The organism is Desulfoplanes sp. PS50, assembly GCF_053851535.1.
Genome location: NZ_JBSPZA010000034.1, coordinates 1 through 23,605 on the forward strand (window position 1 = coordinate 1; position 23,605 = coordinate 23,605).

At 57.2% G+C, this 23,605-nt stretch carries 21 protein-coding genes; 4 read left to right on the top strand and 17 right to left on the bottom strand.

From position 1 onward, the window contains the following. The first annotated feature begins 660 nt into the window (after positions 1-660). Positions 661-1,512, top strand: a complete 852-nt coding sequence (locus ACTVJH_RS13305; RefSeq protein ID WP_455991587.1) for a damage-control phosphatase ARMT1 family protein — start codon at positions 661-663, stop codon at positions 1,510-1,512. A gap of 18 nt (positions 1,513-1,530) precedes the next feature. Continuing rightward, entirely contained in the window at positions 1,531-2,109 is a 579-nt protein-coding gene (locus ACTVJH_RS13310) for a cysteine hydrolase family protein (RefSeq protein ID WP_455991590.1), read from the top strand. 161 nt (positions 2,110-2,270) lie between these two features. Here the strand turns inward: ACTVJH_RS13310 and ACTVJH_RS13315 are convergent, their stop codons facing one another. The 12 genes from ACTVJH_RS13315 to dnaX form a co-directional block, all read right to left on the bottom strand. Beyond that, complete coding sequence (locus ACTVJH_RS13315; RefSeq protein ID WP_455991593.1) at positions 2,271-3,077, bottom strand: nitrilase-related carbon-nitrogen hydrolase; 807 nt, start codon at positions 3,075-3,077, stop codon at positions 2,271-2,273. Positions 3,078-3,082: 5 nt separating this feature from the next. Continuing rightward, positions 3,083-3,928, bottom strand: coding sequence for a 3-methyl-2-oxobutanoate hydroxymethyltransferase (gene panB / locus ACTVJH_RS13320; RefSeq protein WP_455991596.1), 846 nt, complete (start codon positions 3,926-3,928; stop codon positions 3,083-3,085). A gap of 42 nt (positions 3,929-3,970) precedes the next feature. Further along, a complete protein-coding gene (gene panC / locus ACTVJH_RS13325; protein ID WP_455991647.1) occupies positions 3,971-4,825 on the bottom strand; it encodes a pantoate--beta-alanine ligase in 855 nt (284 codons plus the stop codon). A 219-nt stretch (positions 4,826-5,044) separates the two neighbouring features. Next, positions 5,045-6,349, bottom strand: a complete 1,305-nt coding sequence (locus tag ACTVJH_RS13330) for a sodium-dependent transporter (RefSeq protein WP_455991598.1) — start codon at positions 6,347-6,349, stop codon at positions 5,045-5,047. A 204-nt stretch (positions 6,350-6,553) separates the two neighbouring features. Next, positions 6,554-7,366 (bottom strand): ABC transporter ATP-binding protein, encoded by an 813-nt coding sequence (locus ACTVJH_RS13335; protein ID WP_455991601.1) that lies wholly within the window; start codon positions 7,364-7,366, stop codon positions 6,554-6,556. Next, positions 7,359-8,300, bottom strand: coding sequence for an ABC transporter permease (locus tag ACTVJH_RS13340; protein WP_455991604.1), 942 nt, complete (start codon positions 8,298-8,300; stop codon positions 7,359-7,361). Before ACTVJH_RS13340 ends, ACTVJH_RS13335 begins: the two co-directional genes overlap by 8 nt. Beyond that, on the bottom strand, positions 8,297-9,526 hold the full coding sequence (locus tag ACTVJH_RS13345; RefSeq protein ID WP_455991607.1) for an STAS domain-containing protein: 1,230 nt from the start codon (positions 9,524-9,526) through the stop codon (positions 8,297-8,299). The genes ACTVJH_RS13340 and ACTVJH_RS13345 overlap by 4 nt, the downstream gene beginning before the upstream one ends. A gap of 36 nt (positions 9,527-9,562) precedes the next feature. Beyond that, positions 9,563-11,440, bottom strand: a complete 1,878-nt coding sequence (locus tag ACTVJH_RS13350) for an ABC transporter substrate-binding protein (RefSeq protein WP_455991610.1) — start codon at positions 11,438-11,440, stop codon at positions 9,563-9,565. Between the two features lie 140 nt (positions 11,441-11,580). Next, on the bottom strand, positions 11,581-13,773 hold the full coding sequence (gene recD2 / locus ACTVJH_RS13355) for an SF1B family DNA helicase RecD2 (protein ID WP_455991613.1): 2,193 nt from the start codon (positions 13,771-13,773) through the stop codon (positions 11,581-11,583). A 13-nt stretch (positions 13,774-13,786) separates the two neighbouring features. Beyond that, positions 13,787-14,392 (bottom strand): recombination mediator RecR, encoded by a 606-nt coding sequence (recR, locus tag ACTVJH_RS13360; protein ID WP_455991616.1) that lies wholly within the window; start codon positions 14,390-14,392, stop codon positions 13,787-13,789. 103 nt (positions 14,393-14,495) lie between these two features. Then, positions 14,496-14,798, bottom strand: coding sequence for a YbaB/EbfC family nucleoid-associated protein (locus ACTVJH_RS13365; protein WP_455991649.1), 303 nt, complete (start codon positions 14,796-14,798; stop codon positions 14,496-14,498). A gap of 186 nt (positions 14,799-14,984) precedes the next feature. Next, a complete protein-coding gene (gene dnaX, locus ACTVJH_RS13370; RefSeq protein ID WP_455991619.1) occupies positions 14,985-16,700 on the bottom strand; it encodes a DNA polymerase III subunit gamma/tau in 1,716 nt (571 codons plus the stop codon). A gap of 30 nt (positions 16,701-16,730) precedes the next feature. On the opposite strand from dnaX, the gene ACTVJH_RS13375 reads away from it, so the two are divergent. After that, a complete protein-coding gene (locus ACTVJH_RS13375; RefSeq protein ID WP_455991621.1) occupies positions 16,731-16,904 on the top strand; it encodes a hypothetical protein in 174 nt (57 codons plus the stop codon). Here the strand turns inward: ACTVJH_RS13375 and ACTVJH_RS13380 are convergent. Together ACTVJH_RS13380 and ACTVJH_RS13385 are read right to left on the bottom strand one after the other, a co-directional pair. Beyond that, the gene (locus ACTVJH_RS13380) at positions 16,892-17,809 is read right to left on the bottom strand and encodes a branched-chain amino acid transaminase (protein WP_455991652.1); all 918 of its coding nucleotides are present in this window, start codon (positions 17,807-17,809) and stop codon (positions 16,892-16,894) included. The genes ACTVJH_RS13375 and ACTVJH_RS13380 overlap by 13 nt on opposite strands. 137 nt (positions 17,810-17,946) lie before the next feature. Next, on the bottom strand, positions 17,947-18,342 hold the full coding sequence (locus ACTVJH_RS13385; protein ID WP_455991623.1) for a secondary thiamine-phosphate synthase enzyme YjbQ: 396 nt from the start codon (positions 18,340-18,342) through the stop codon (positions 17,947-17,949). A gap of 174 nt (positions 18,343-18,516) precedes the next feature. Here ACTVJH_RS13385 and ACTVJH_RS13390 point away from each other — a divergent pair, with 174 nt between their 5' ends. Beyond that, entirely contained in the window at positions 18,517-18,876 is a 360-nt protein-coding gene (locus tag ACTVJH_RS13390; protein WP_455991626.1) for a hypothetical protein, read from the top strand. 123 nt (positions 18,877-18,999) lie between these two features. Here ACTVJH_RS13390 and ACTVJH_RS13395 read toward each other — a convergent pair whose 3' ends face one another. From ACTVJH_RS13395 to ACTVJH_RS13405, 3 genes are all read right to left on the bottom strand, one after another. Continuing rightward, the gene (locus ACTVJH_RS13395; RefSeq protein WP_455991629.1) at positions 19,000-19,542 is read right to left on the bottom strand and encodes a type I restriction enzyme HsdR N-terminal domain-containing protein; all 543 of its coding nucleotides are present in this window, start codon (positions 19,540-19,542) and stop codon (positions 19,000-19,002) included. Positions 19,543-19,760: 218 nt separating this feature from the next. Next, complete coding sequence (polA, locus tag ACTVJH_RS13400; protein WP_455991632.1) at positions 19,761-22,307, bottom strand: DNA polymerase I; 2,547 nt, start codon at positions 22,305-22,307, stop codon at positions 19,761-19,763. A gap of 167 nt (positions 22,308-22,474) precedes the next feature. Next, complete coding sequence (locus ACTVJH_RS13405; RefSeq protein WP_455991634.1) at positions 22,475-23,482, bottom strand: DHH family phosphoesterase; 1,008 nt, start codon at positions 23,480-23,482, stop codon at positions 22,475-22,477. Positions 23,483-23,605: the final 123 nt, after the last annotated feature.

A 23,605-nucleotide genomic window follows, 5' to 3' on the forward strand; every position in this document is an offset into this window, starting at 1 on the left:
CCCGCCAAAAAATCAGGACGCGACAAGGAGAAGTTTACTAGCCAAACCACCCTCTCCTGTCAATCGATTTTTTATCTTTCTTGCAGATCGGTCTGAGATCAAAATCACCTCACAACCACCCGCATCCGATCGACCCGTCTTCGTTCTCAAAGAACAGATACTTCATATTGTATTCCAACAACTTGAACCGGACCTCTTCGCCTTCACGGCCTGTCCCGCTCAAGAGATGCGGTTTCTATGGATACGCGCTCACTTTGTCAAACACTTTTTCAAAAAAAATCATCAAAACGCCACAACCTCGTGACAATCCCGTTTGAGAATGCCATTTTGCGATGCATCCGGGGGTAATGTGCCCCGAGACAATCGCCCGGAATACCATGGCCGGACCATCCCGTTTGGGGCAGATTGACTGTCTGACCGAACCAGGCATCGTTCATCAAGCCGTTTCCAGGCATAGTCCGGAACTTCCTGCGTATATTGCGCTACGGCTTGATGGTACGAGGACGGCGAGGGAGTTTCAATACGCCCTGAACGGGATGGGCCGGCCATGAAAACGAATCGACCCTGACAGTGCCGCAAACCTGTTTTGACTTTCCCAAAGGCCCATTTTACACGAATGCGGATCGCGTATCAGTACGACCAAAAACCTAAGGAAAACCCATGCAAACAACGCTTGACTGCATACCCTGCTTCATGAACCAGGCCCTCAAGGCCGCCAGGATCATTGCCCCCGATGATACCGACTTGCATCAGAAAGTCCTTCTGAAATGGGCATCCATGCTTCCTTCACTGGATCTGACCGTATCCCCCCCGGCCCTGGCCGGTATCATGTACAAGCAATTGGCCAGCCTCTTTGAAACCGAGGATATTTTTGCCGATATCAAGGACCAGGCCAACAAGGATGTCCAACGTCTGTTGCCCGACTTCCAAAAAGATCTGGCCACAAGCGCGGATCCCCTGTTCGACGCGCTCCGGCTTGCCATCATCGGCAACTACATGGATGCCGGCACCCCCACACAGCATGCCTGGGAACAGGCCATGGAAGAAGAACGCGATGCCTCATGGGCGACCACCCATTATCCGCGATTCAAAAAGGAATTGTCCTCGCCCCGCTCCATTCTCATTCTCGGGGACAATGCCGGAGAGATCGTGCTGGACACGCTGCTCGTGGACGAACTCGTCAGACTCGGCCACCGGGTGACCTATGCTGTCCGCGGAACCCCCATTTTAAACGATGCGACCATGAAGGACGCCAACCAGGTCGGGATGACGAATCGCTGTGAGGTGATCACATCCGGCGTCGATACCCCGGGCACGGTTCTCGAACGGTGTACCCGGGAGTTTCTGGATCGCATGGACACGGCTGAGATCATCATCAGCAAGGGGCAGGGAAATTTCGAGGCCCTCAAGGACGAAAAAACCGGGATCTATTTCGCCTTCAAGGTCAAATGCCCGGTGGTCGCGGCCATGACCGGACGGCCGGAAAAAACATCCATGTTCGAGTTCCTATAAATGATGGAGACTTTTATCATGCAAGCCGACAATATGGCCCTGCTGATCATTGACATGCAAAACGATTTCGTCCTCCCCGGAGCACCGGTCCATGTTGCCGGGGCCGAGGCGAGCATTCCGGCGATACAAAGGATTCTCCAGGCGTTCAGGGCCGGCAACCGCCCTGTTTTCCATATCACCCGCGAATATCGCCCAGACGGGACGGATGTAGAAATAATGCGCCGTAAGGACTTTCTGGAACATCAGCCCTTCGTGGTTCCAGGAACCAAGGGATGGGAAATCGTGGACCAGCTCTCCCCGCTTCAGGGGGAATATCGGGTCATCAAGAACCGGTTCAGCGCATTCATGTTCACGGAGCTCGATCTCATGCTCAGACGGCTTGGTATCTCCCACCTGGTGGTCACCGGCACCCAGCTCCCCAATTGCGTCCGGGCCACCGTGTTCGACGGACTCTGCCTGGACTACGGGGTGACCTTGATCACAGACGGTTGCTCGGCCCAGACACCCGAGATTGCCGCCGCAAATATTACGGACATGGTCAATGTGGGCGTGCAATGCCTGGATTCAAAGGCATTTCTGAACGGTCTCACGTGGTAGCCAAAAAAACCACCCCGCCCTTTCTACTGGTATCGAGTCCTAAAAAATAATCCCCATTTTTTTGCAACTTCCCTGCGCACTGCGCCCTGCGTACTGCGTACTTCATCCCCCCGCTTTCCATCTTCTTATATGGAAGCGGATTGCAACCTAAAACGTACCACCTAGCGCCTAAAACTTTTTTTCATATTGCGCAGGGCAGGCAGGATGGCTCGAACCTCCTGAATCCTCTCCCTGGAAAGCCGGACCCGGACAACCCCCTGTGCATGCGCACCCCCGTCCGCAAGGACTTCGCCCCAGGGATCCACGACCATGGAGTGGCCGAACAGCTCCATACGGGTTTCCTCGTTTTGCCCACACAACGAGGCCGACCCCACATAACATTGATTCTCCACGGCCCGGGCCCGAAGAAGCAGCTCGCCGTGGGCATGGCCCGTCCGGGCGGTAAAGGCCATGGGACAGAGGATGAGATCCACGGGCGCGCAGCTCCTGAACAGCTCGGGAAATCTGATATCGTAGCAGATAGACAGACAGATCCGCCATCCGTGCAGCTCCCAGACAACCGGCTTGGTGCCGTGGGAATACACTCTGGTCTCGTCGACTCCGCCGGGGCGATCCGGATCGAGTTGGAAGAGATGCATCTTGTCGTATTTCGCGACCAAAGCACCTGTCGGATCATAGCAAAGAGCCGCGTTGCGGACACCATCTCCATGGGTCACGGGCACACCGCCGAAAAGCACATACATGCCGTGACGAGCGGCAATCCGGCCGAGTTCCCTGTTCAGCTCATCCAGGGTTCGGGCAGCGTCTCGCACGGTCTCCTCGCGTCCCTGACACAATGCGTTTTCCGGCAAAACAGCCAGATCACATCCTGTGCAATCGTCAAGCAGACGTTCGATGGTCGCGACATTGACGGACCGATCCGCTGCGGATTCCATCTGGATCAGGGCGAGATCAAGTCTCTCTCTCATGGCATTCACCCCTCTGTCTGCAGAAACCGTTGGGCTTCCTCCTCGCCCATGGAAAAGGTGTGTTCGGGTCCGGGAAAGGTCCCGTTTGCGACCTCTTCCCCGTACCGGTGCAAAGCCTCGACGATCTTTTCCCGGATCTGACCGTACTGTTTGACGAATTTCGGGGTGAACCTGTCGAAGAGTCCGATCAGGTCATGAAAGACCAGGACCTGGCCGTCGCACTCCCTGCCCGCGCCGATGCCGATGGTCGGGATGGACAAGCGGGAGGTGATCTCCCGGGCCAGGATATCCGGAACACACTCGAGAACGATCATGAACGCCCCGGCCTCCTGCAGCGCCACGGCGTCCTCCACAAGAGCACGGGCCGAGGCCGCGTCCCTGCCCTGAACCTTGAAACCGCCCAGATTGGTCGCTGTCTGGGGGGTGAGCCCGATATGGGCGCACACGGGAATCCCCGCCCGGCACAACCCTTCCACCTGAGGCACGATTTCGCGCCCCCCTTCCAGTTTGACGCCCTCGCATCCCCCTTCCTTGAGCAGCCGCCCACCGTTTCGGACCGCCTGTTCGACCGAGACCTGATAGGACATGAACGGCATGTCCGTGAGCACAAAGGCCCGCTTTATCCCGCGCATGACCGCCCGGGTATGGTGGATCATATCCTCCATGGTCACGGGTACGGTGGAGTCATAGCCAAGCACGGCCATGCCCAGGGAATCGCCCACCAGAATCATGTCCAATTCGGCCTTGTCGACCATCCTGGCGGTTGGATAATCATAGGCGGTGATCATGGTTATCTTCTCACCCATGGCCTTGCGACCGGCCAGCTCGGTGATTGAAATCTTGGCTGCCATTGCTTGCCTCCTCATGGCTGTAAAATAGAAATGACAGGAATATCAGTCTGCCGATGGATCAACCAAAAGATTGTCGATCAGCCGTGCCTTGCCCAGATGCATGGCCGCGGCAAGAATCACCGGCCTGGTGATCACGGATACCGGCTGCATGGAATCCGGATCCACCACCTCGAAATAATCCAATCGCCCGGCGGGCAGATACTCCCGGTAAAAATCAGTGATCTTTTCCAGCAGGTGCCCTGGCCGGTGTTCTCCCTGCCGGATCCAGGTTTCGGCAGTCTGCAGCCCCTTGTACAGAGACGGGGCCTGTCCACGCTCCTCAGCCGTCAGATAGGCGTTGCGCGAACTCATGGCCAACCCGTCCGGTTCGCGGACAATGGGACGGCCCGCGATCTGTACCGGCATATTCAGATCCCGAACCATCCGTTTGATGATCGCCAGCTGTTGACGGTCCTTTTCCCCGAACGCAGCCACATCGGGCTGGACCAGGTTGAAAAGCTTGGTCACCACGGTGGCCACGCCCCGAAAATGGACCGGCCGGGTCTTCCCGCACAACCCCTTGGCCAGTTCCGGGACCTCGACCCAGGTGGCATGATCTTCCGCGTACATGGCCCCTGCCAGGGGCATGAACAGAATATCCGCGCCATGTTCCTCGGCCAACCGCACATCCCGCTTCTCGTCCCGGGGATAGGCGTCCAGATCCTCGCCCGGTCCGAACTGGGAGGGATTGACGAACAGGGTCACGACCAGAACATCGCACTGCGTGCGGGCCCAATCCATCAGAGAAAGATGGCCCTGATGAAAAAAGCCCATGGTTGGAACCAACCCGATGGTCTTGTTTTTTTTATACGCCAGACAGGCTCGTTGCAGCCCCTCCGGCGAGGTGATGATCTCCATTTCCAGCTCCTTGTTGATGCCACGATGTGCAGACATAGGAAATCAAGAGCAAAGATGCAACGAAAGATGCTCTGACCCCAGGGCTGATTTGTTCTCATGGCCAGCTCACCCCGTTCTGGGCGGTTTGAAACTCCCTCGCCGCCCTCGAACGATGACCACAAAAAAAGCGACTCCAAGGAGTCGCTTTTTTTGTGAATGAACATCGCAGGTATATCCCGGTCAACCGATACCGCCATAGATGATTCCGAGCACCAAAACGAGAATGGCCACCAGCGGAAAGACAAACCGGAGGAAGAACCGCAACCCGGCACCATAGACACGGGAGGCTCCGGTATTGATCTCCGCCAGGGCCTGGTCCGCTCCATACACCCAGAAAAATGCCACCTGGACGACCAGGGCACTGAAAGGGAACAGATAGATAGTGATGAGATCCGCCCACCTGCCGAACAATCCCATGTTCAGATCGAGGGGAAGCCCAACCAGAAAGGCCAGTCCACCGACCAGCATCACGGCCACGGGCCGTTTCAGCCCCAGCCGTTCCATGACCGCCTCGACCGGAACCTCGAGCAGGTTCAGGGCCGAGGAGAGTCCGGCCAGGACTACGCTTAAAAAAAACAGGGCCCCGAACAGATGTCCCTGGGGCATGCTCTCGAAAATCCGGGGCATGGTGACAAAGAGCAACCCCGGCCCGGATTGGAGATCCAGGCCAAAGGCAAAGACCGAGGGGATGATCACGAAGGCGGCCAGCAGGGAGGCACTGGTGTTCATGAGTACCGTTTTGAAGGCCGAGTCAGGAATATCCACATCCCGGTTCAGATAGCTCCCGTAAATGAGCATGCCGCCGAGGCTCACGGTGAAAAAACTCTGCCCCAGGGCCATGACCCATGTGGTCACTTCGCCCAGCTTGGACCAATCGGGCTTGATCAGATATTTTACCCCTTCGAGAGAGCCGGGAAGGGTCAAACTGCGGATGAGCAGGATCACAAGAAGGCCGAAAAAAACGGGCATGGCCACCTTGTTGCATTTTTCCAGTCCCTTTTCGATCCCCGCGGCCACGAAGATCATGGTCAAAAGCATGGCCGCCAGATGCCAGAGGATGGACGAGGAGGATCCGACCAGACCGCCGAACAACCCACCGGAATCAACACCCGCAAACCCCTGGAGCAGGGCAAAGAAAAAATATTTCAGAATCCAGCCCAGAACGATGACGTAGAAAACCAGAATCCCGAAAAGAGCCGCCACCGGGATGGCCCCAAGCATGCCCCCGATCACGGGGTGGGCCGGGGAAAACGTCTTCACAAGTGCCCCCATGGGACCGGCCTTCTGACTCCGCCCAAAGGCCAGTTCGGCAATGAGCCCGAACACGACCATGCCGAAAACGAACAGGAAATAGGGCACCAGAAAGGCGGCCCCGCCATAGGAAGCGAGCCGCCAGGGAAAGAGCCAGATATTCCCCAGCCCAATGGCCGCGCCCATGCACGCCAGGATAAACCCCAGTTTGCCGCTCCAGCTTTCACGTTCCATCAATCGATTCTCCCTGTCCTGGTCATTGAAACGTCCCCTACATATAAAATATCCGGTTCATCTCTCTTTCTCATCCCGCAACAACGCAAGCAGCCCATTGCGCTGCGCACTTCACGTCCAATGGCCGCTGTTTGTGAAGAAATATCGGATGGTCACTTCAGATCCCGCAAACGATGCGTCCTATATCTTCAAGCAGTATCTTTTTCAGTTGTATTGGTGTGTGAGCATTTCGGCCACGGTCTCGTCGAAGAGTTCTCGTTTACCCACCCGGTCAAAAGTTTCCATCAGATCCAAGGTACGCACCCGTTTTCTTTCAGCACCGGCATAGTCTTCCACAATCAGGCCTTTGTGCATCATGACAATCCTGTCCGGCATGTCCACGGCCTGCTGCATGGAGTGGGTGACCATAAGGGCGGTCAGATTGTCGCGCTCTATGATCTCCCGGGTGAGTTCGGCCACCTTGGCCGCGCTTTTGGGGTCAAGGGCCGCGGTGTGCTCGTCCAAAAGAAGAAGATCGGGCTTCCTCCAGGTGGCCATGAGCAGGGTCAGGGCCTGACGCTGCCCGCCTGAAAGGGTGCCTATGGGATTTTCCAGCCGATCCTCCAGCCCCATCTTCAGGGTCCGGATCCTGTCGCCGATCTCGGCGCGTATCGTGCGGCCAAGGGCGATGGCAAGTCCGCGCCTGCTGCCCCTTTGCATGGCCATGACGATATTCTCGGCAACACTCATCCCGGCCACGGTTCCGGCAAAGGGGTCCTGGAAGACCCGGCCGACAAGGGCGGCCCGTTTGTACTCGGGCCAGCGGGTGATGTCCCTGCCGCCGAGTTCGATGGTTCCGCGATCGGCCGGAAAGGTTCCGGCAACAGCATTGAGCAGGGTGCTCTTGCCCGAGCCGTTGGTCCCGATGATCGCGGTAAAGCAGCCCTTCTCCAGGTGCAGATCCACCCCGCCCAGGGCCCGGACCTCGTTGGCGGTGCCCGGAAAAAATGTCTTGTGGATGTTGGCGACCCTAAGCATGCCCCCTCCGTTGAAAGATACCCTTCCTGAAGGCCGCAAGCGTGCTGGGAGCCACCAAGGCGGCAAACACGAACAGGGCGGTGACCAGCTTGAGATCGTTGGGATCGAGTCCCCAGCGCAGGGCAATGGCGATGAGCAGGCGGAACAGGATGGTCCCCAGGATGGTCCCGACAATGGTCAGACCGATACTCGCCCTGCCCACCAGGGCCTCGCCGATGATGATGCTCGCCAGTCCCCAGACCATCATGCCGATGCCCATCTGGACGTCGGCAAATCCCTGGTACTGGGCGAGCAAGGCCCCGGAAAGAGCGACCAGTCCATTGGCAAGGGCCAGACTGAAGACGACCATGGTCGTGTCGTTCACTCCCTGGGCCCGGGCCATCCGGGCGTTGCCCCCTGCAGCCCGAAGTGCTGTACCGAAATGGGTGTGCAGAAAATGATGGAGCAGAAAACCGGTCAGCATGCAGATCAGGCCGCTGCAGATGAATGTGGCCAGGTCGGAAACAGGCACCTGCCAGCCAAAGCAATCCATCTTGTCCCCCTGGCCGGCCATGCGCGAGAGCACCCCTTCCAGGGACGAGGACAGTGTGGACACGTTGAGCAGAGGAATGTTGCTCCTCCCCATGACCCGCAGATTGATGGAATAGAGCGCAGTCATGACCAGAATGCCTGCAAGCAGCTCCTGGATTCTGAACCGGGCGTGCAGAATGCCGGTGACCATGCCGGCACAGCCTCCGGCGAGAACGGCTGCCAGGGTGGCCAACCAGGGGTTGAAACCCTGAGAAATGAGCACGGCCGTGATGGATGCCCCCAGGGTAATGGACCCGTCCACCGTGATATCCGTGAAACGGATCATCCGGAAACTGATGAGCGTACCCAGGGACAAAAGGGCCAGGATGAGCCCCATGGTCAAGGAACCGATGAGCAGACTCACGAGAGCACCTCCGGGTTGGCAATGGGGGAACACCAGAGCGCCCCCCTGAGGAGCCCGGTTTCACCGAGCCCCATGCCTGGTCGATGGTCGTCCACCAGGTGCATGACCGCGCGGGGAGCAGGCCCGCTGAGCCATTTTTCAACGCTCGCACGCAATTCGATGACCCCGGCCGGCAGGGGCTGGTAGGGAAAGACCGCCCCATGAGCATGGATGGAAAGATCGGGCCGGGACGGCAGCAATGACAAGGAATCGGAGGACGGGACCCGGGAGGACGGGGCAACGACTCCGGTTATCAATGCCTGCTCGTGGGCAAAAGAGCGTTCCCCGCAAAAACTCAACCAGTCGCGGAGCTCGGGAAAGGTGAGATCCCGACCCGGGGTGATCTCTCCGGGAGATCGGATCAGGGATGCCCCGACCATGCCTTCGATCTCACCCATGATCACGAATCCAGCGGGTGCGCCTCGGGTCAGCCCGATAACCTGATCCATGAGCCGGGAGAGTTCCCAGACCGGCTCTTCTTCCCCGGACGTAAAGCGTATGAGATGCGACATGGGACCGCTTGCAAACAGGGCCTGACTACACAGCAGGGTGGGGACGAAATCCTTTTCCGCAAGCAGGTAATCGGGCCGGGCCCGATCGTTCGGGGGCTGATGGACCACATGCCCGGAAACGGCCACGAATTCACCCAGATGCTCCCTGGCAGGATCATACCCCCGCGCCGCACACCCGATACCCAGGCCGAACCCGTCCTGGGTACAGCGCATCAAGCGACACGTATTCCGGTCCACGGGATTCCAGGGTGTCCATGCGGATACCGATGTCAGGCTCACCAAGGCGCGGGTATCGAGAATGTGGATCTCGCATCCGGACCAGGCCTGTTCGCCCTCTCCGGGAAGGGTCTGCCCGGGTGTAAGATCCCTAGGCAGCTCCTCGGCCAGCCACTGGGCAAACCCCGAGCAGGTCAATGTCTCACGAACCATGCCGTAGGCATTGACCAGGGAAAATTCTCCTGCAACGGCACGCAATTCCTTGTGCAGAATCAGCAGAGAGCGGATGCCCGCAGAACTGAGAAAGGCCAGCTCGGCCGCATCGATGACCATGTGATGCTCGCCAAGCCGCACGGACTCGCGCAATTCCGCCAGAAAATAATCGGCCCACGAGGCGTCCAGCCGACCCTTGGCCTTGATAAGCAGGTATTTTCCCGCCTTTTCCCGTGTCAATTGCATACAGAGTTCCTTGTATCGGGCTCCATGCTCGATGCATCATCGTTGGGGATGGATGACCACCTGGTTTCTGGTCCCCTCGATGGGCAGATCCATCGGGTCGCCCCCAAAGAGAATATCGGCGGCCAGATGCCCGGACTGGCGTCCCCAGCTGAAATAATCGTCACCCACGCAGCCCGTGGCCCCCTGGCGAATGAGGGAGCCATTCGTGGTAAAGATGGGGATGTTCGCCTTTGATGTCATTTTATGGATGACCGGAAATCCCGCGCAGGCCACATTGTCCGCGGAAATAATCAATCCCTGCATCCCCCGGTCGATCAGGGACTGAACACCCATGGACAATTCCGAGGTATTGGACGCAGTCGCTTCCAGAATGGTCAGGTTGCGCTCCCTGCCCGCCCTGCGCAAACGCTCCACCGAAATGACCGCATTGCGCTGTGCCGGGCTGTAGATGATGCCCACCCTGTGGATATGAGAATCGTATTCGAGGAGCATGTCCGTCAGCGCCCCCAGCTGGGGATCATCGTGCACCCCGCAGATGTTGCCGGGTCTGCCGTTGGGGAAGATCCCCAATTCCCGGGGATCGCTGGCCACGGTAAAGACCACGGGAAGATCTTCGACCTGTTTGGCCGCAGCCATGAGCACCGGCGTGGTCACGGTCACGAGGAGATCGGCCCCTTTGGTCGTAGCCGTGTCGATCATCTGAGGAACCAGGGCCATGTCTCCCTGGGCATTGTACCGGGTGAGCACATAGTCCTCGCCCGGAACGAGCCCGCGATCCCCCAGCCCCTTTTCCACTCCTTGTTCGGCCTGATCGAGGACCTCGGAGTTGGTCAGATTGATCATAGCCACCCTGGCAGGACCGTTGTAGCGGGCCCGAACGATTCCCTTGTGCCCCTTCCGGACCAGGGCACGGATGGAATCGGTCATGGTCCAGGAGTCGGCGAACCGGGCCAGAACCGTCTCGTTCACCTCGAGCCGCTCGGGGACCACATTGTCGATGGGGAACGAAGAGGGATTTCGCCCCTTGAGAATGGCCACGGCCATGTCTCCGGTGTATCGTCCCACGGTCTTGTAGTCCGCACCCAGCCCCAGAATGGCTCCCTTGTGAACATCTTCGGGATCGTTGGTGAAAACCGGAACCCCGGCCTGAGCGGTCAGCTTGAAGATCATCCCGGCCGCGGCCTGGGCCACGGTGTCTCCCCCGATCCACAGGGCCTGAATGTCCCGGATCAGAAGCGATCTGAGCGAATCGTTGACTTCGGACGTGTTTCCCGCCGTGGCCTCGACCAGGTCCATGCCCAACCGATTGCACACGGCCCGGGCCTCGAGCATACAGGCCTCGGAACATTGTTCGCCCGGATTCCAGACCACACCGACTTGCTCGAGGCCGGGACATAATTCCCGGGCAATCTCAAAGACCCGGGTGACCGGCTGAAAGGTTCCGATTCCGGCCAGATAGGGAGGATGCTCCCCCAGCTTTCTTCCGGTGATCCCCACGCCCGCGCCCAGAGGATCGGTGACCGCCCCGAACACATGGGTCATCCCCACCCCCTTATTGGCATTGGCCACCACCTGCAGGGCAATGGTACTCGAGGTAATGACCATGTCATACCCCCGGCTGACGATTTCCCGCCCGATGGCGTTGGCCGTTGGTATGTCTCCCTGGGGATTGTACAGGTGCAGATTGCCCTGGTCCGACGCCACGAACCCGTTGTCCTCAAGCCGTTCGATGATTCCGGAAACATGCAGGTCGATAAGGGGTGTGGACGTGATCTGCATGATGGCGATTTTTGGCAGAGAGGCTGTTTGAAGACGCGAGGATTGCCTGTGGCCGAGATCCGAAACCAGCAGAACGGCCGAGGCCAAGGCGATGAGGAAGAGGGCGGGCAAAAGGCGTTTCAGAAAGGTAGACATGAAGAGTCCGGGAAAAATCGATGCAACAATAAAGAGCCAAGGAAGCACACCAGATGATCACAATCAACGAACACCGTGTCCGACATAGAAAATCATCGAGATTTCATATGAGTTTTCAACTAGTTTGACCAGTCTTAAAATCAAAATGCGTCCCGCAACCGGTAGACCAGATGGGTAAACCGTTTGGAGCTTTCCTTGTTCTTGAGCCCAATGGACAAGGCTCGGTGGGAGCCGAGCATCACAGCCAGTTTCCTGGCCCGGGTGAGGCCCGTGTAGATGAGGTTTCGCTGCAAAAGCATGAAATGCTGGGTGACAACGGGCATGATCACGGCCGGGTACTCGCTGCCCTGGGACTTGTGCACGCTCACGGCATAGGCCAGGGAGAGCTCGTCCAATTCGTCGAACCCGTATTCCACCTCCCTGCCCTCGAAATCGATCTTCAGGGTTTCTGCCTCGCGGTCCAGGGAAACGATCCAACCAAGATCGCCATTAAACACATCCTTGTCGTAGTTGTTCCGCATCTGCAGGACCCGGTCGCCGACCCGATATCTGCGCTGTCCCTTTTTGATCTCCTGGCCATGGGGATTGAGTCGTTCCTGGAGCAGGGTATTCAAGGCGATCGTCCCCACATCCCCCTTGTGCATGGGGGTGAGCACCTGGACATCGCGCAGGGGATCGAGACCGTAGACCTCGGGAATCCGTTCGCAGGCCGTTTTCAGGATAAGCTGTTGGATACGCAGGGGATCCTCGTTTTCCACCCAGAAAAAATCCGCCTGGGGAACCGGCTTGGTCGCGCCCAGAGGGAACTCGCCCTCGTTGATCCGGTGGGCATTGACCACGATCATGCTCTCCTGGGCCTGGCGAAAAATCCTGGTCAACCGTTTGTGGGACAGAACCCCGCTTTCCAGACAATCACGCAGCAGATTTCCCGGGCCGACCGAGGGAAGCTGATTCACATCTCCCACAAAGATGATCCTGCAGGTCAAAGGCAGAGCACGAAGCAGGTGCAGACAGAGAACGCAGTCGAGCATGGACACCTCGTCCACGATGAGTGCGTCCACCTTGAGCTTTTTGTCCTCGTTGAACACAAACCCGCCATCACTTGCCGGATCATATCTGAGAAGACGATGGATGGTCGAAGCGGATCTGCCGGTAGCCTCGGAGAGTCGCTTGGCTGCCCGCCCCGTAGGGGCTGCGAGCTTGACCTCCAGGCCAAGAGAAGCAAGGGACCAGGCCACCATTCGGGTGATGGTCGTCTTACCCGTTCCCGGTCCGCCGGTGATGATGTAGATTTTGTTGCCGCAGGCCCCGATCACGGCTTCGCGCTGCTCATCGGACAGGGTCACCCGGGAGCGGCGTTCCTGTTCCTCGATGGTTCCAAGGAGTTTTGCTTCGTCCACATGGACTGCATGGGAGGCAGTGGCCTGGAGTCTGGAAACAATCTCCCGTTCCATACGATAGAAAAAATGCGGGTACACGGCTTCATGGACATTCTGCTCGGGAAGATCCTCCACCTCGATGCGCTTGATTTCCTGCAGTCTGGCCAGGCCGTCGCGAAGCAGCTCGACATGGATATCACCCAGGGCCTGGGCAGACTTTTCGAGCAAGGCGTCAGCCGGATAAAAAAGATGACCCCGTTCCCCCTGCTGATAGAGAACATACATGATGCCGGCCTGGATCCGTTCGGGAGAATCCTCGGCAAACCCCAGCTTCAGGGCCATGGCGTCGGCGGTTGCAAAACCGATCCCTCGAATCTCATAAACGAGCTGATAGGGATCCTGCTTGAGCCGTTCAACCGCCTGAATGCCGTAGCGTTTGAAAATTTTTCCGGCAAAGGTCGGGGCTATCCCGTAGGTCTGCAGAAAAAGCATCAGGGCGCGTATCTCGCGCTGCTTTTCCCAGGACTCTAAGATTTTGCTCAGGGTCTTTGTGCCCAAACCAGGCACCCGAAGCAGTTGCTCAGGTTTCTCGTCCAGGACGTCCAGAACCTTGGCCCCAAATTCCTTGACCAATTTCCCGGCCATGGTCGGCCCGATGCCCTTGATGCATCCGGACCCCAGATATCGCTTGATTCCGTTGATTGTGGCCGGAAGCACCTGCACACAGGTCTCGGCCTGAAACTGTCTGCCGAACTTGGGGTGCTCCTTCCAGGTTCCGGTCAATTCCAGCATCTCACCTGGTGTGACTTCGCCCATGATTCCCACAGCGGTAATCTGTCCGGGCTCACCCCGGGCCATGAGACGGGTGATGGCAAACCCGTTTTCGCTGTTGGCGAAAACCACGCTCACCACCTCACCCTTGAGGGTCCTGACCTGTCCGCCGGCCTCGCTCATGTGATTCCTGTCATCAGATCTTCTGCCGGTATTCCAGGGACTGGCGCAGCGTATTCCTGTCCATGTACTTGACCTCGGCACCCAGGGGAATGCCCTGGGCCAGCCGAGTGATCCCCACATGAGGAAATTCCTTTTCGATCAAATTCTTGAGATAGGACCCCGTGGCCTCGCCCTCCCCGGTGGTCCCCAGGGCCAGAATCACTTCCCGGACCCCCTCTTTGGCCAGCAGGGATCGAAGCCCGTCGAGTTCCAGATCCTTGGGGTTGACCCCGTCAAGGGGGGAGAGAAGCCCGCCCAGGATAAAATAGCGTCCCTTGTAGCCTCCTGCCTCTTCCATGACCAGAAGGGTATCCCACTCACCGACCAGGCAGAGCTGACCCGTTTCCCGCCTGGGATCCTCGCAGATAGAACAGGGATCAGTATCGGAAAGGCTCCCGCAGATCGAACAGATGGAAAGATTTTCGCGGAGGGAGAGAATACTCTCTCCAAGTCCCCGGGCCTGCGGCTCGGGCCATTTGAGCAGGGTCATAGCCATGCGCAAGGCACTCTTGGGACCGACTCCCGGAAGAGATGCAAGTCGATTGACAACATCTTGCAATGGTTTGGGAAGATTCGCCAATGAAGTTCGTCCTGTTAAAAAGGGCATGCCCGCCCGGAAATCGGACGGGACATGAAAAAAACGCTATCGTAGAATTCGGACCAAAAAATAATCGGGAAACGGATTAGAACAGCCCGGGAATCTTCATCCCTCCGGTGAGCTGACCCATTTCCCCCTCGACCATTTCCGTGGCCTTTTTCAGAGCCTCGTTCACGGCTGCAAGGATCAGATCCTGGAGCATATCCACATCCTCGGGATCGACCACGGCAGGATCGATGGAAAGAGACAGGATTTCCTTGGCCCCGGAGGCCGTGACCGAGACCATACCACCCCCGGATGATGCCTCCACGGTCCTGGTTTTGAGCTCTTCCTGCATCTGGGCCATTTTCTTCTGCATCATCTGCGCCTGGCGCAAAATATCATTCATACCCATAACGGGTTGCCTCCTTGGGATTGCGTGGTTTGCGTGTGACCTAGCGGTTGTTTTTCTTCGCCTGCACGGTGAAAGGCCTCTGTCTTTTCCATTTCACGCGGGCATTCACCGAAATCGGAAAAAGGGCACGGCGTACCGTGCCCCTAGGAATACATGGGCATCAAGGGCGCCCTTTGATTTTCAATGCTGCCTGATATCGACCACCTGGGCTCCGAAGGAGTCCATAACCTCCTTGACCAGGGGATCGGCCAGGGCTTTCTCGCGAACCTCTCCGGGCGAAAGATGCGTTTTATCCAGGGGAGGTTCGACCTGGACATCCATGGATTTCCCCGCCCACCTGGCAGCAAGCTGTCTGAGCCCGGTGAGGGTCTCCTGACGGGAACATTGCTGATAGACAAATTCCTTGGAACAGGAAATCCGAATGCAGCCATCCTCAACGACACCCCGCACCTGTTGCAAAAACATGCACTCCAGTCCCACATCTTCCTTTCTGGTCTGACAGAAATCGACAAATCCTGGCCAATCAAGCTCCCGGGAAGGCGGGGGCGATGCGGGCTCTTGAACCTCCATGGTTGCCGGAGATTCGTGGACCGAGAGAGGCGCATCCGTATCAGACCCGGAATCGTCCCGATCCTCGGCCTGGCCATGTTCTTTGAAATGTTCCCGGACCTCGCCGCTTCCGGTCTCGAATCGTCCCCGGGGTTCGGCGGCAGGAACGGCCTGCATGGAGGCAGCTTCCGGGATCCCGCAAGGGGATGCATCACCTGGAGGCGTCTTTGGCTGGACCTTGCCCAGGGGCAGCAGACTGGGAAGATAACTCAGATTGACCAGAAGCATTTCCAGATCAAGACCGGGCTCGAGACTCGTCTGAACCCTGCGCTGTCCTTCCAGGGTCATCTGCCAGCAGGCATGGACATGAGCCGGGGTGAACAGGGGGGTACAGGTCTTCCAGGCGGTGATCTCCTCTTCGGGAAGATCGATGAGTTCCCGGGCTTTGTCGCCCATCTGGATGAACAGAAAAAGATTGCGCCAGCACAAAACCAGCTCGCGCAAAAAGAAAATGAGATCCAGCCCCTTATCCAGAATCTCGCCTTGAATCCGGCCGATGGCCCCCAGATCCTGGGAGGCGATGGCCTTGACCAAATCGAGATACAATTCCTGATCGGCCAGCCCCAGAACTTCGCGGACGTCCCGCAATCTGAGCCCATCCTGTCCAAGGGCAAGCACCTGAGCCAAAAGGGACATGGAGTCGCGCACGCTTCCAGCCCCCCTTCGGGCCACAAGACTCACAGCAGGCGGCTCAAAGGAAATGGATTCCTGTTCCAGGATGAAGGAGAGGTGATCTACAAGCTCCTTCTGAGGCAGCCGCTTGAATACATAATGCTGACATCTGCTGATGATGGTCTGGGGAAATTTTTCCGGCTCGGTGGTGGCCATGATGAAGACCACGTGACGGGGAGGTTCTTCCAATGTCTTGAGAAGGGCGTTGAAGGCCTGCTTGGAGAGCATGTGCGCTTCGTCGATGATGATCACCTTGTACCGGCAATCCAGAGGGGCATAGGCCACATTTTCCTGGAGCTTGCGTACATTGTCCACACCGGTATTGGATGCCCCGTCGATCTCCATGACATCCACACTGACGCCTTTGGTGATCTGGTCACACAACCGGCATGTGTTGCACGGCTCCGGGGTCGGTGCCTCCTGGCAATTGATGGCCTTGGCGAATATCCTGGCGATGGTCGTCTTGCCCACCCCGCGGGTGCCGCTGAACAGATAGGCCGGGGCGATCCGATCTTCGGCCGCGGCCCGTGAAAGGATGGTCTTGATGGCCTGCTGTCCGGCCACCTGCCCGAAGGTTTGCGGCCTGTACTTGGCGGTGAGAACTTCCTTGCTCATGGCAATGTGGGGGTAAGAGATGATCCTTCAGTGGTCGATAAGGTCAACCGGGGCAGCGCGGTCACTCCAATCAATGCGGTCAACCTGGTCGATCCGGGCAATACAGCAACAGGGCGGACACTTCTGCCCTTGAGGGTACACAGGTCCGCCCCTGCGAATGATATGACACGCCGAGACACCGGCCTGGCCGCCTACAGGGAATAATGGGTCAACCACTGATCATACGCCGGGTTTTCGCCCTTGACGATGGAAAAAAAGGCCTTCTGCAGATCCTTGGTCACCGGACCGGCATGACCCGCACCGATCTGACGACGATCCACCTCACAAATGGGCGTGACCTCTGCGGCAGTTCCACAGAAAAAGGCCTCGTCAGCCGTGTATACCTCGTCCCTGCTGAAGCGGTGCTCCTGGACTTCGTAACCGAGATCCTTGGCCACCCGGATCAGGGAATTACGAGTCAGTCCAGCCAGGATGGAGCCCAAAGGCGGTGTGCGGATAATCCCGTCCCTGACAATGAAGATATTTTCGCCTGTGGCCTCGGATACATAGCCCTGAGCATCCAGAAGCATGGCCTCGTCATAGCCGTCCTGAAGGGCCTCACGTTTGGCCAGGACGGAATTGACGTAATTGCCTGCGGCCTTGCTCTTGGTCATCATGGAATTGACATGCTGGCGGGTGAAGCTGGAGGTCCGGACACGAATGCCTTTTTCCAGGGCTTCCTGACCCAGATAAGCGCCCCAGGCCCAGGTGGCAACGATCACGTGGACCGGATTGTCCCCGGGATTGACTCCCACACCGCCGGCCCCAAGGAAAACCAGGGGGCGGATATATCCTTCGGCGAGCGCATTGGTCTTCAATGTATCGAGAATGGCCTGACAGATTTCTTCCTGGGAAAAGGCAACGTCGAACTGCAGGATCTTGGCCGACTCGAAAAGCCGCCGTACGTGATCCTGCAACCGGAACACTGCGGAATCGTTTGGACAGACATAGCACCGGATGCCCTCGAACACGGCGGTCCCGTAATGCAATGCGTGACTCAGCACATTCACATTCGCCTCCGCCTGGGGAACCAGCCTTCCATCAAACCAGATCTTGCCAGCATCTAACATTGTCATGCCTTCCTTTGCTTATGGTATGGGGTTGCGGGATAAAAAAAAAGAACCGTCAGAATGTAGGGAATCGGGATTCCCGGGTCAAGATGGAAAAAAGATCCCGTGCGTTCTCCGTGCCCGGAACCCGGTAATAATCACCCACCCTGCCACATGACCCATAGATGCCGGGATCTGGGGCCGTCGAATTCAGCCAGAAAAATACGTTGCCAGGTCCCGAGGCACAACCGCCCCTCCTCGACCAGAATCTGCTGACTCGGACCGATAAGGGACGTTTTGACATGCGCATCGCTGTTGCCTTCGGCATGTCTGTAATCCCCTGTTTGGGGAACAAGCCGCCCGAGAACCTGGATCATGTCCCGGGCCACATCGGGATCGCAACCCTCATTGATGGTCACTGCGCAGGTTGTGTGGGGGGAATAAAGTGTCAGTACGCCGCGCGTGCACCCGTGGACATGAAGATAATCCTGAATCTGCAAGGTGACATCCTGGAGGATTTCCCGCTGCTGTGTTCTGATGGTTATAGTGTCCATGGGTACATCTCGCTTGTTGCATCCGGCTATTGAAAAAGAGACTTTTTGGGTTTAGGGTCGGATCAAATCGACCCGCAATCGTCCCGGAATTTTTTTTTAAAATCTTCCACTCCGGTGCGTTGCCCCGTGTTCTATCTGTTATTACTCTACACTGTCGCCCCAAGGAGGACAATCATGACCACCGAATTCAAAAAAGGGGAACACCTCAAGAAAATTTTCGATATCTGCACCTGGAAAAACAAGCATCTCCACAAACTTCCCGAAACGGACCACGACATCCGGTATAAGTGGACCGAAGACGAGCATGAATTCGCCCGTCCCTTTTTCTCCACCGGGGTTCTCTGTGAAGACAGCGCCGCCACCCATCGCGAACTCTATCTCGGAAAGGATGAAAACGGCTGGGTCCTGTGCGTTACCGAGACCACAAGCAAGGATTTCAGCCCTGAGGATGTCGCCCGGGAAATGGTCCGCCTGATGAACCCGGACACGAGCATGGACGCCCTCAAAAACATCTATTCCACGAAATCTGACTGATCCGCTCTCTTCCTGCTCGTCTCCTGGCCCGTTTTCCCCGGCACGTACCACGTGCAAACGGAAAGCGGGCCTTTTCTACCTGTCGTTTCCAGCCTTTCCTGCGCACTGTCTTCTGCGCACTCTCTAACATTCCCCTTTGCAGCACGGGCCTGAAAGATCATGCATGGCATAGAGAATGCGCTGCTCCTTGAGCACCCGATCCTGATCCGGCTTTTCAACGGTATGAGCCTTGCTTAATTCCAGGAGTTCCTCCCAGGTGGGAAATGCGTGAAATCCCTCTTTGAGAATCTCTCCATCCGAGCATCGGACCAGCTTGGCCTCTTTGGAATCGGTGACCACGAGAAACGGGATGGGCCCTGCAGCGAAAAGCCGGGCTGCGGCCACGTACTGACGGATATAGGAGACCAGCCCCCCGGGACAGAACATGACCAGGAGAAGAGGTTTTTCCCGAGGGTCAAAGGCCACCAGGTCGAGAACCTTTTCAAAATGCTCTCCATCGATATCGTAGGAGAGGACCTCCTTGGTCCTGAGCCGTTCCCTGGGATACCCGCGCTGCTCCACGAGAATGCGTGCAATGGCCTGACGCAGATCCTCAAAGGTCGTATCATGGATCTCGTCACCGGTGATGTAATCGATAATGGTCTGATTGAGGCTGGTTTCGTGCATTTGAAGACTCCGGGGTTGGAGTGAACCCAAGGACGCAATGATCGCGGTGATCCGGATAAAAAGGGGGGCTGTCGAATCCTGAAAAAAAGTTGTCATTTTTGGAGCTGAATTGTCGCCCCCTGTCGTCATCCCGGCGAAGTCCGGGATTATCCAGTCCTGAAAAGGGGTTGTCCCTTTTTTGTATTTTTCCTGCGCACTGCCCACTGCGCACTTTTGTTCTAATGCGCCTGAGCCCAATTGTCGCCAACGCCCCAGTCAACGGCCAGAGGAACGGCCAGCTCATAAACCGTACCCATGATTTTGGCCAGCCGCTCTCCGGCCTGAACGGCATTATCCTCCGGAACCTCCAGGACCAGTTCGTCATGGACCTGAAGAAGGATGCTGCTTCCCATTTTTTCCAGGCTACTGTCCCGGTCCACGGCAAGCATGGCCTTTTTGATCACGTCGGCTGCCGAGCCCTGGACCACGGTATTGATGGCCATGCGTCGGGCCTGCTGAGCCAGGTTGGCGTTTCTGGAGTTGATATCCGGCAAAAGACGTCGGCGACCGGCGATGGTGGTCACGTAGCCGTTGGCCTGGGCCTTTTCCTCTACAGTGGCGTAAAACTCCCTGACGCGGGTCAATGTGCTGAAATACCGGTCAATAAAGGCCTTGGCCTCCTTGAGAGTCAGCCCCAGATCCTTGCCCAATTTCTGGGGCCCCATGCCGTAGAGAAGTCCGAAATTGATGGTCTTGGCCTTGCGCCGTTCGTGCGCCTCGACCTCTTCCGGCTCCTTGTCGAACAACAGGGCTGCGGTCCGGGCATGGATGTCCTCATTCTTGGCAAAGGCATCCAGCAGATGGGGATCCTCGGACATATGAGCCAGGACGCGCAATTCAATCTGGGAGTAGTCGGCTGCCACCAATTTGTATCCCGGCCGGGCGATAAAACATTGCCGCATCCGGGGACCGAACTCTCCCCGGATGGGGATATTCTGCAGGTTGGGCCTGCTGCTTGAAAGCCTGCCCGTGGCCGTGGCCAGATTGTTGAAATGGGTGTGTACCCGGTCCGCGCTGTCCACCAGTTTGGGAAGAGGTTCGAGATAGGTGGAACGGAGTTTCTCCAGGGTCCTGTATTTGAGGATGTTGCCGATGATCGGATGATCGCTTTCAAGGGCCTCCAGGGCCTGGACCGAGGTGGATGGTTTACCGCCCGGAGTCTTTTTCCGGGAAACGATCTTCAGATGATCGAAAAGTACCTCTCCCAGTTGTTGACTGGAGCGGATGTTGAAACGGGTTCCTGCCTCGCGATAGATGACCGTGGTCAGATCATCGAGCTTCTCCTGAACCTCGGTCAGAAATGCGGCAAATGCCTTCATGTCCAGGCGGATGCCCTTTTGTTCCATCTTGACAAGGACCGGGATCAGAGGAAGTTCCAATTCCCGCAAAAGAGGCATGAAATTTCCCGCCTCAAGGCGATGGACCAGAATATTTTTGACCTTGCGGGCGGCAAGGGCTGTGTTCGCGGGATCAACGTCCAATTCCCCGGCCAGGCCGTCACGGATGCGCTCGAAACCGTATTCCCGTTCTTCAGGATCGAGAAGATACGCAGCCAGGCCGATGTCGAACCACGTTGCTATGGGAATGAGATGCCACAACCGATTGTGGTAGAGAACCGCTTTGAAGGAGGGCACGGCAATCGACCTGGCCGCACTCAGGGCGGTGACCAGCTCCATGGTACATGCGCCAAAGATGTATTCCTTGTCTTCCAGAGCGATCCTCACCCCCTTGCCCTCCAGGACCATGCCGATGTCTGCATCAGCGCAAACGGGCGGGGTCGTGGCCGGGACAGGTTCCACAAAACTTTCTGACTTTGCCTGAACCGAAGCCACGTTTTCCTCTGGATCGTCATCCCTGAACTCCCGTTTCAGGGAACGAAATTCATACGTATCGAGAAATGCAAGGAATTCGTCCCTGTTTGTCCCGTCAATCTTCAGATCGGAGAAGGGTTGATCCTGGCAGCAGTCAGTCTTGAGACGGGTCAGTTCCCGATAAAGAAAGATATCCTCCATATGCGGCCCCAGCCGGGTCTGCTCTTTGGCCGTCAGCCGTTCAAACCCGTCCCGCAATGCCTCCAGCGAGGGGAAACGCTTGAGCAGCCCCAGAGCGGTCTTGGGGCCGACCCCGGGAATTCCGGGGATATTGTCGGCTGTATCCCCGACAAGAGCCTGATAATCCGGCCATTGTTCAGGCACGAGTTCCTGCTGCTCGTGGAAGCTCTCCAGAGAGACCAGTTTCTCCTTTTTCAGCGACGGATCCCAGAGATAGACATTTTCATCCAGACATTGCTGCAAATCCTTGTCCGCACCCACCAGAACCACGGGGCGATCCTTCTTGAACCTGTTTGCCAGGCTGGCCATGATATCGTCGGCTTCCACCCCGTTGGAAACAATGGTCCTTATCCCCATCTTTTCAAGCCCTTCGAGAAGGGGGTCGATCTGCACGGCCAGATTCTCCGGCATGCGCAGCCGCTGGGCCTTATACGTGGTCATCATCTCATGCCTGAAAGTCGGTCCCCTGCCGTCCAGAATAAAACCCAGATAGACAGGCTCTTCCTCCCGAAGGAGTTTGGCCAGCAGTCTCAGGACAATGAACATGGCATTGGTGGGAAACCCGTCGGATCGCTTCAGATCCGGATAGGCGTAGAATCCCCGATACACAAAGGCCGATCCGTCAATCAGATACAGAGGTTCCTTGGTGAATCCCAACCGATTCCTCAGGGACATTTTCACTCCGGGTTGTCATATATTTGGTGTGGGCGCAGCGAAGAAGGCGTCATGAAGAGCTCATTGGGAATGAACTGCCTGGTGAGAGGTCTCATACCAGGCTGATGGCCGAATGCACCGCCGGGACCAGTATGCCGAGGATGCCTTTTGCGGCCGGGGGAGAACCATCATTCAGCGGGAGGTTTGGGGTTGGAATTTTTCTTCCGTTTCTTGGCCAACCGCTCCAGAATGAATTGCTGGGCATGCTGATTCCCGATGTTTTCCAGGGGAATCTCCGCTCTGGCCATGGAGCGATGACCTCCTGCTGATCCCACGTCCCCGAAAAGCGTCTGGGCAAATTTGCCCATATCTCTTCGCAACCCGTCTCCCCTGAAGACCACGACAAGTTTTTCGTCATGCAGTCCGCCGATGAGTACCCAGGAGAGGCCGTGCACCCGCATGAAGAAATCAGCGAGAATGACCAGAATGTCCGGAGAATCCACCGCGCCGAGAAACGCATTCAACCCGTTGCCCAGGGTGCGCATTTTACGAAAGGCCTGAGAAAAATACTTCAGCCATTCCACCCGGAACTCGCTGCGGGTGATCTTATGCAGCAGGGTGGGGTTGTAGAACTTGGTCAGATACCGAAAGGCCTTGATATCCGCATCGTGAAACTGCCGCTCGAAACTCTGGGTGTCCGTCTTGATCCCGTAGATCAGGGCCGTTGCCAGCAGTTTCCCCGGCCGAAGCCCCATATTGTAGAGATATTCCGTCATCAAGGTGCTGTTCGAACCATAGTCGGGTCGGATTTCACTAAAGGGAAAATCCGGCGGGTTTTCCTCTACAAGGGGGTGATGATCGATGACAATGGAGAAATCAAAGGATGCGAAGTCCGGATGGTGATGGGGCTGTGAATCGACCAGGGCGAAGTGATCATACTGGGCGGCCAGGGTCGGAATGAGCTTCTTGATGGGGATGCGCAAGAGGCGCATCATGGCCAGGTTGTCGGGCCGGGAGAGTTCGTTCACATACGCGAGCCCGACACTGGTCACCCGTCGAACCAGAATCCGCTTGAGGGCCATGGCCGAGGCCATGGCATCGGGATCGGCATTCATGAGAATCAGCCAGCGCTGATCCTTTTTGAGAAGTCCGAGCAGTTGGGCGACCTGCGAATCGAGGTTACGAAAATACGCCATGAAAACCTTCCTGGTTACACGTCGGGGAAGATTCCCCGGAATTGTCTCGTTGCATGGTCAAGCCACATGCACGACGGAGACCACGTTCTAATGACTTTGGAGTTCAAGTCAAATCGGACTTCT

Coding starts and splice junctions, on each gene's coding strand:
- ACTVJH_RS13305 (WP_455991587.1), top strand. CDS start 661: ATGCAAACAACGCTTGACTGCATACCCTGCTTCATGAACCAGGCCCTC.
- ACTVJH_RS13310 (WP_455991590.1), top strand. CDS start 1,531: ATGCAAGCCGACAATATGGCCCTGCTGATCATTGACATGCAAAACGAT.
- ACTVJH_RS13315 (WP_455991593.1), bottom strand. CDS start 3,077: ATGAGAGAGAGACTTGATCTCGCCCTGATCCAGATGGAATCCGCAGCG.
- panB (WP_455991596.1), bottom strand. CDS start 3,928: ATGGCAGCCAAGATTTCAATCACCGAGCTGGCCGGTCGCAAGGCCATG.
- panC (WP_455991647.1), bottom strand. CDS start 4,825: ATGGAGATCATCACCTCGCCGGAGGGGCTGCAACGAGCCTGTCTGGCG.
- ACTVJH_RS13330 (WP_455991598.1), bottom strand. CDS start 6,349: ATGGAACGTGAAAGCTGGAGCGGCAAACTGGGGTTTATCCTGGCGTGC.
- ACTVJH_RS13335 (WP_455991601.1), bottom strand. CDS start 7,366: ATGCTTAGGGTCGCCAACATCCACAAGACATTTTTTCCGGGCACCGCC.
- ACTVJH_RS13345 (WP_455991607.1), bottom strand. CDS start 9,526: ATGCAATTGACACGGGAAAAGGCGGGAAAATACCTGCTTATCAAGGCC.
- ACTVJH_RS13350 (WP_455991610.1), bottom strand. CDS start 11,440: ATGTCTACCTTTCTGAAACGCCTTTTGCCCGCCCTCTTCCTCATCGCC.
- recD2 (WP_455991613.1), bottom strand. CDS start 13,773: ATGAGCGAGGCCGGCGGACAGGTCAGGACCCTCAAGGGTGAGGTGGTG.
- ACTVJH_RS13365 (WP_455991649.1), bottom strand. CDS start 14,798: ATGAATGATATTTTGCGCCAGGCGCAGATGATGCAGAAGAAAATGGCC.
- dnaX (WP_455991619.1), bottom strand. CDS start 16,700: ATGAGCAAGGAAGTTCTCACCGCCAAGTACAGGCCGCAAACCTTCGGG.
- ACTVJH_RS13380 (WP_455991652.1), bottom strand. CDS start 17,809: ATGTTAGATGCTGGCAAGATCTGGTTTGATGGAAGGCTGGTTCCCCAG.
- ACTVJH_RS13385 (WP_455991623.1), bottom strand. CDS start 18,342: ATGGACACTATAACCATCAGAACACAGCAGCGGGAAATCCTCCAGGAT.
- ACTVJH_RS13390 (WP_455991626.1), top strand. CDS start 18,517: ATGACCACCGAATTCAAAAAAGGGGAACACCTCAAGAAAATTTTCGAT.
- ACTVJH_RS13395 (WP_455991629.1), bottom strand. CDS start 19,542: ATGCACGAAACCAGCCTCAATCAGACCATTATCGATTACATCACCGGT.
- polA (WP_455991632.1), bottom strand. CDS start 22,307: ATGTCCCTGAGGAATCGGTTGGGATTCACCAAGGAACCTCTGTATCTG.
- ACTVJH_RS13405 (WP_455991634.1), bottom strand. CDS start 23,482: ATGGCGTATTTTCGTAACCTCGATTCGCAGGTCGCCCAACTGCTCGGA.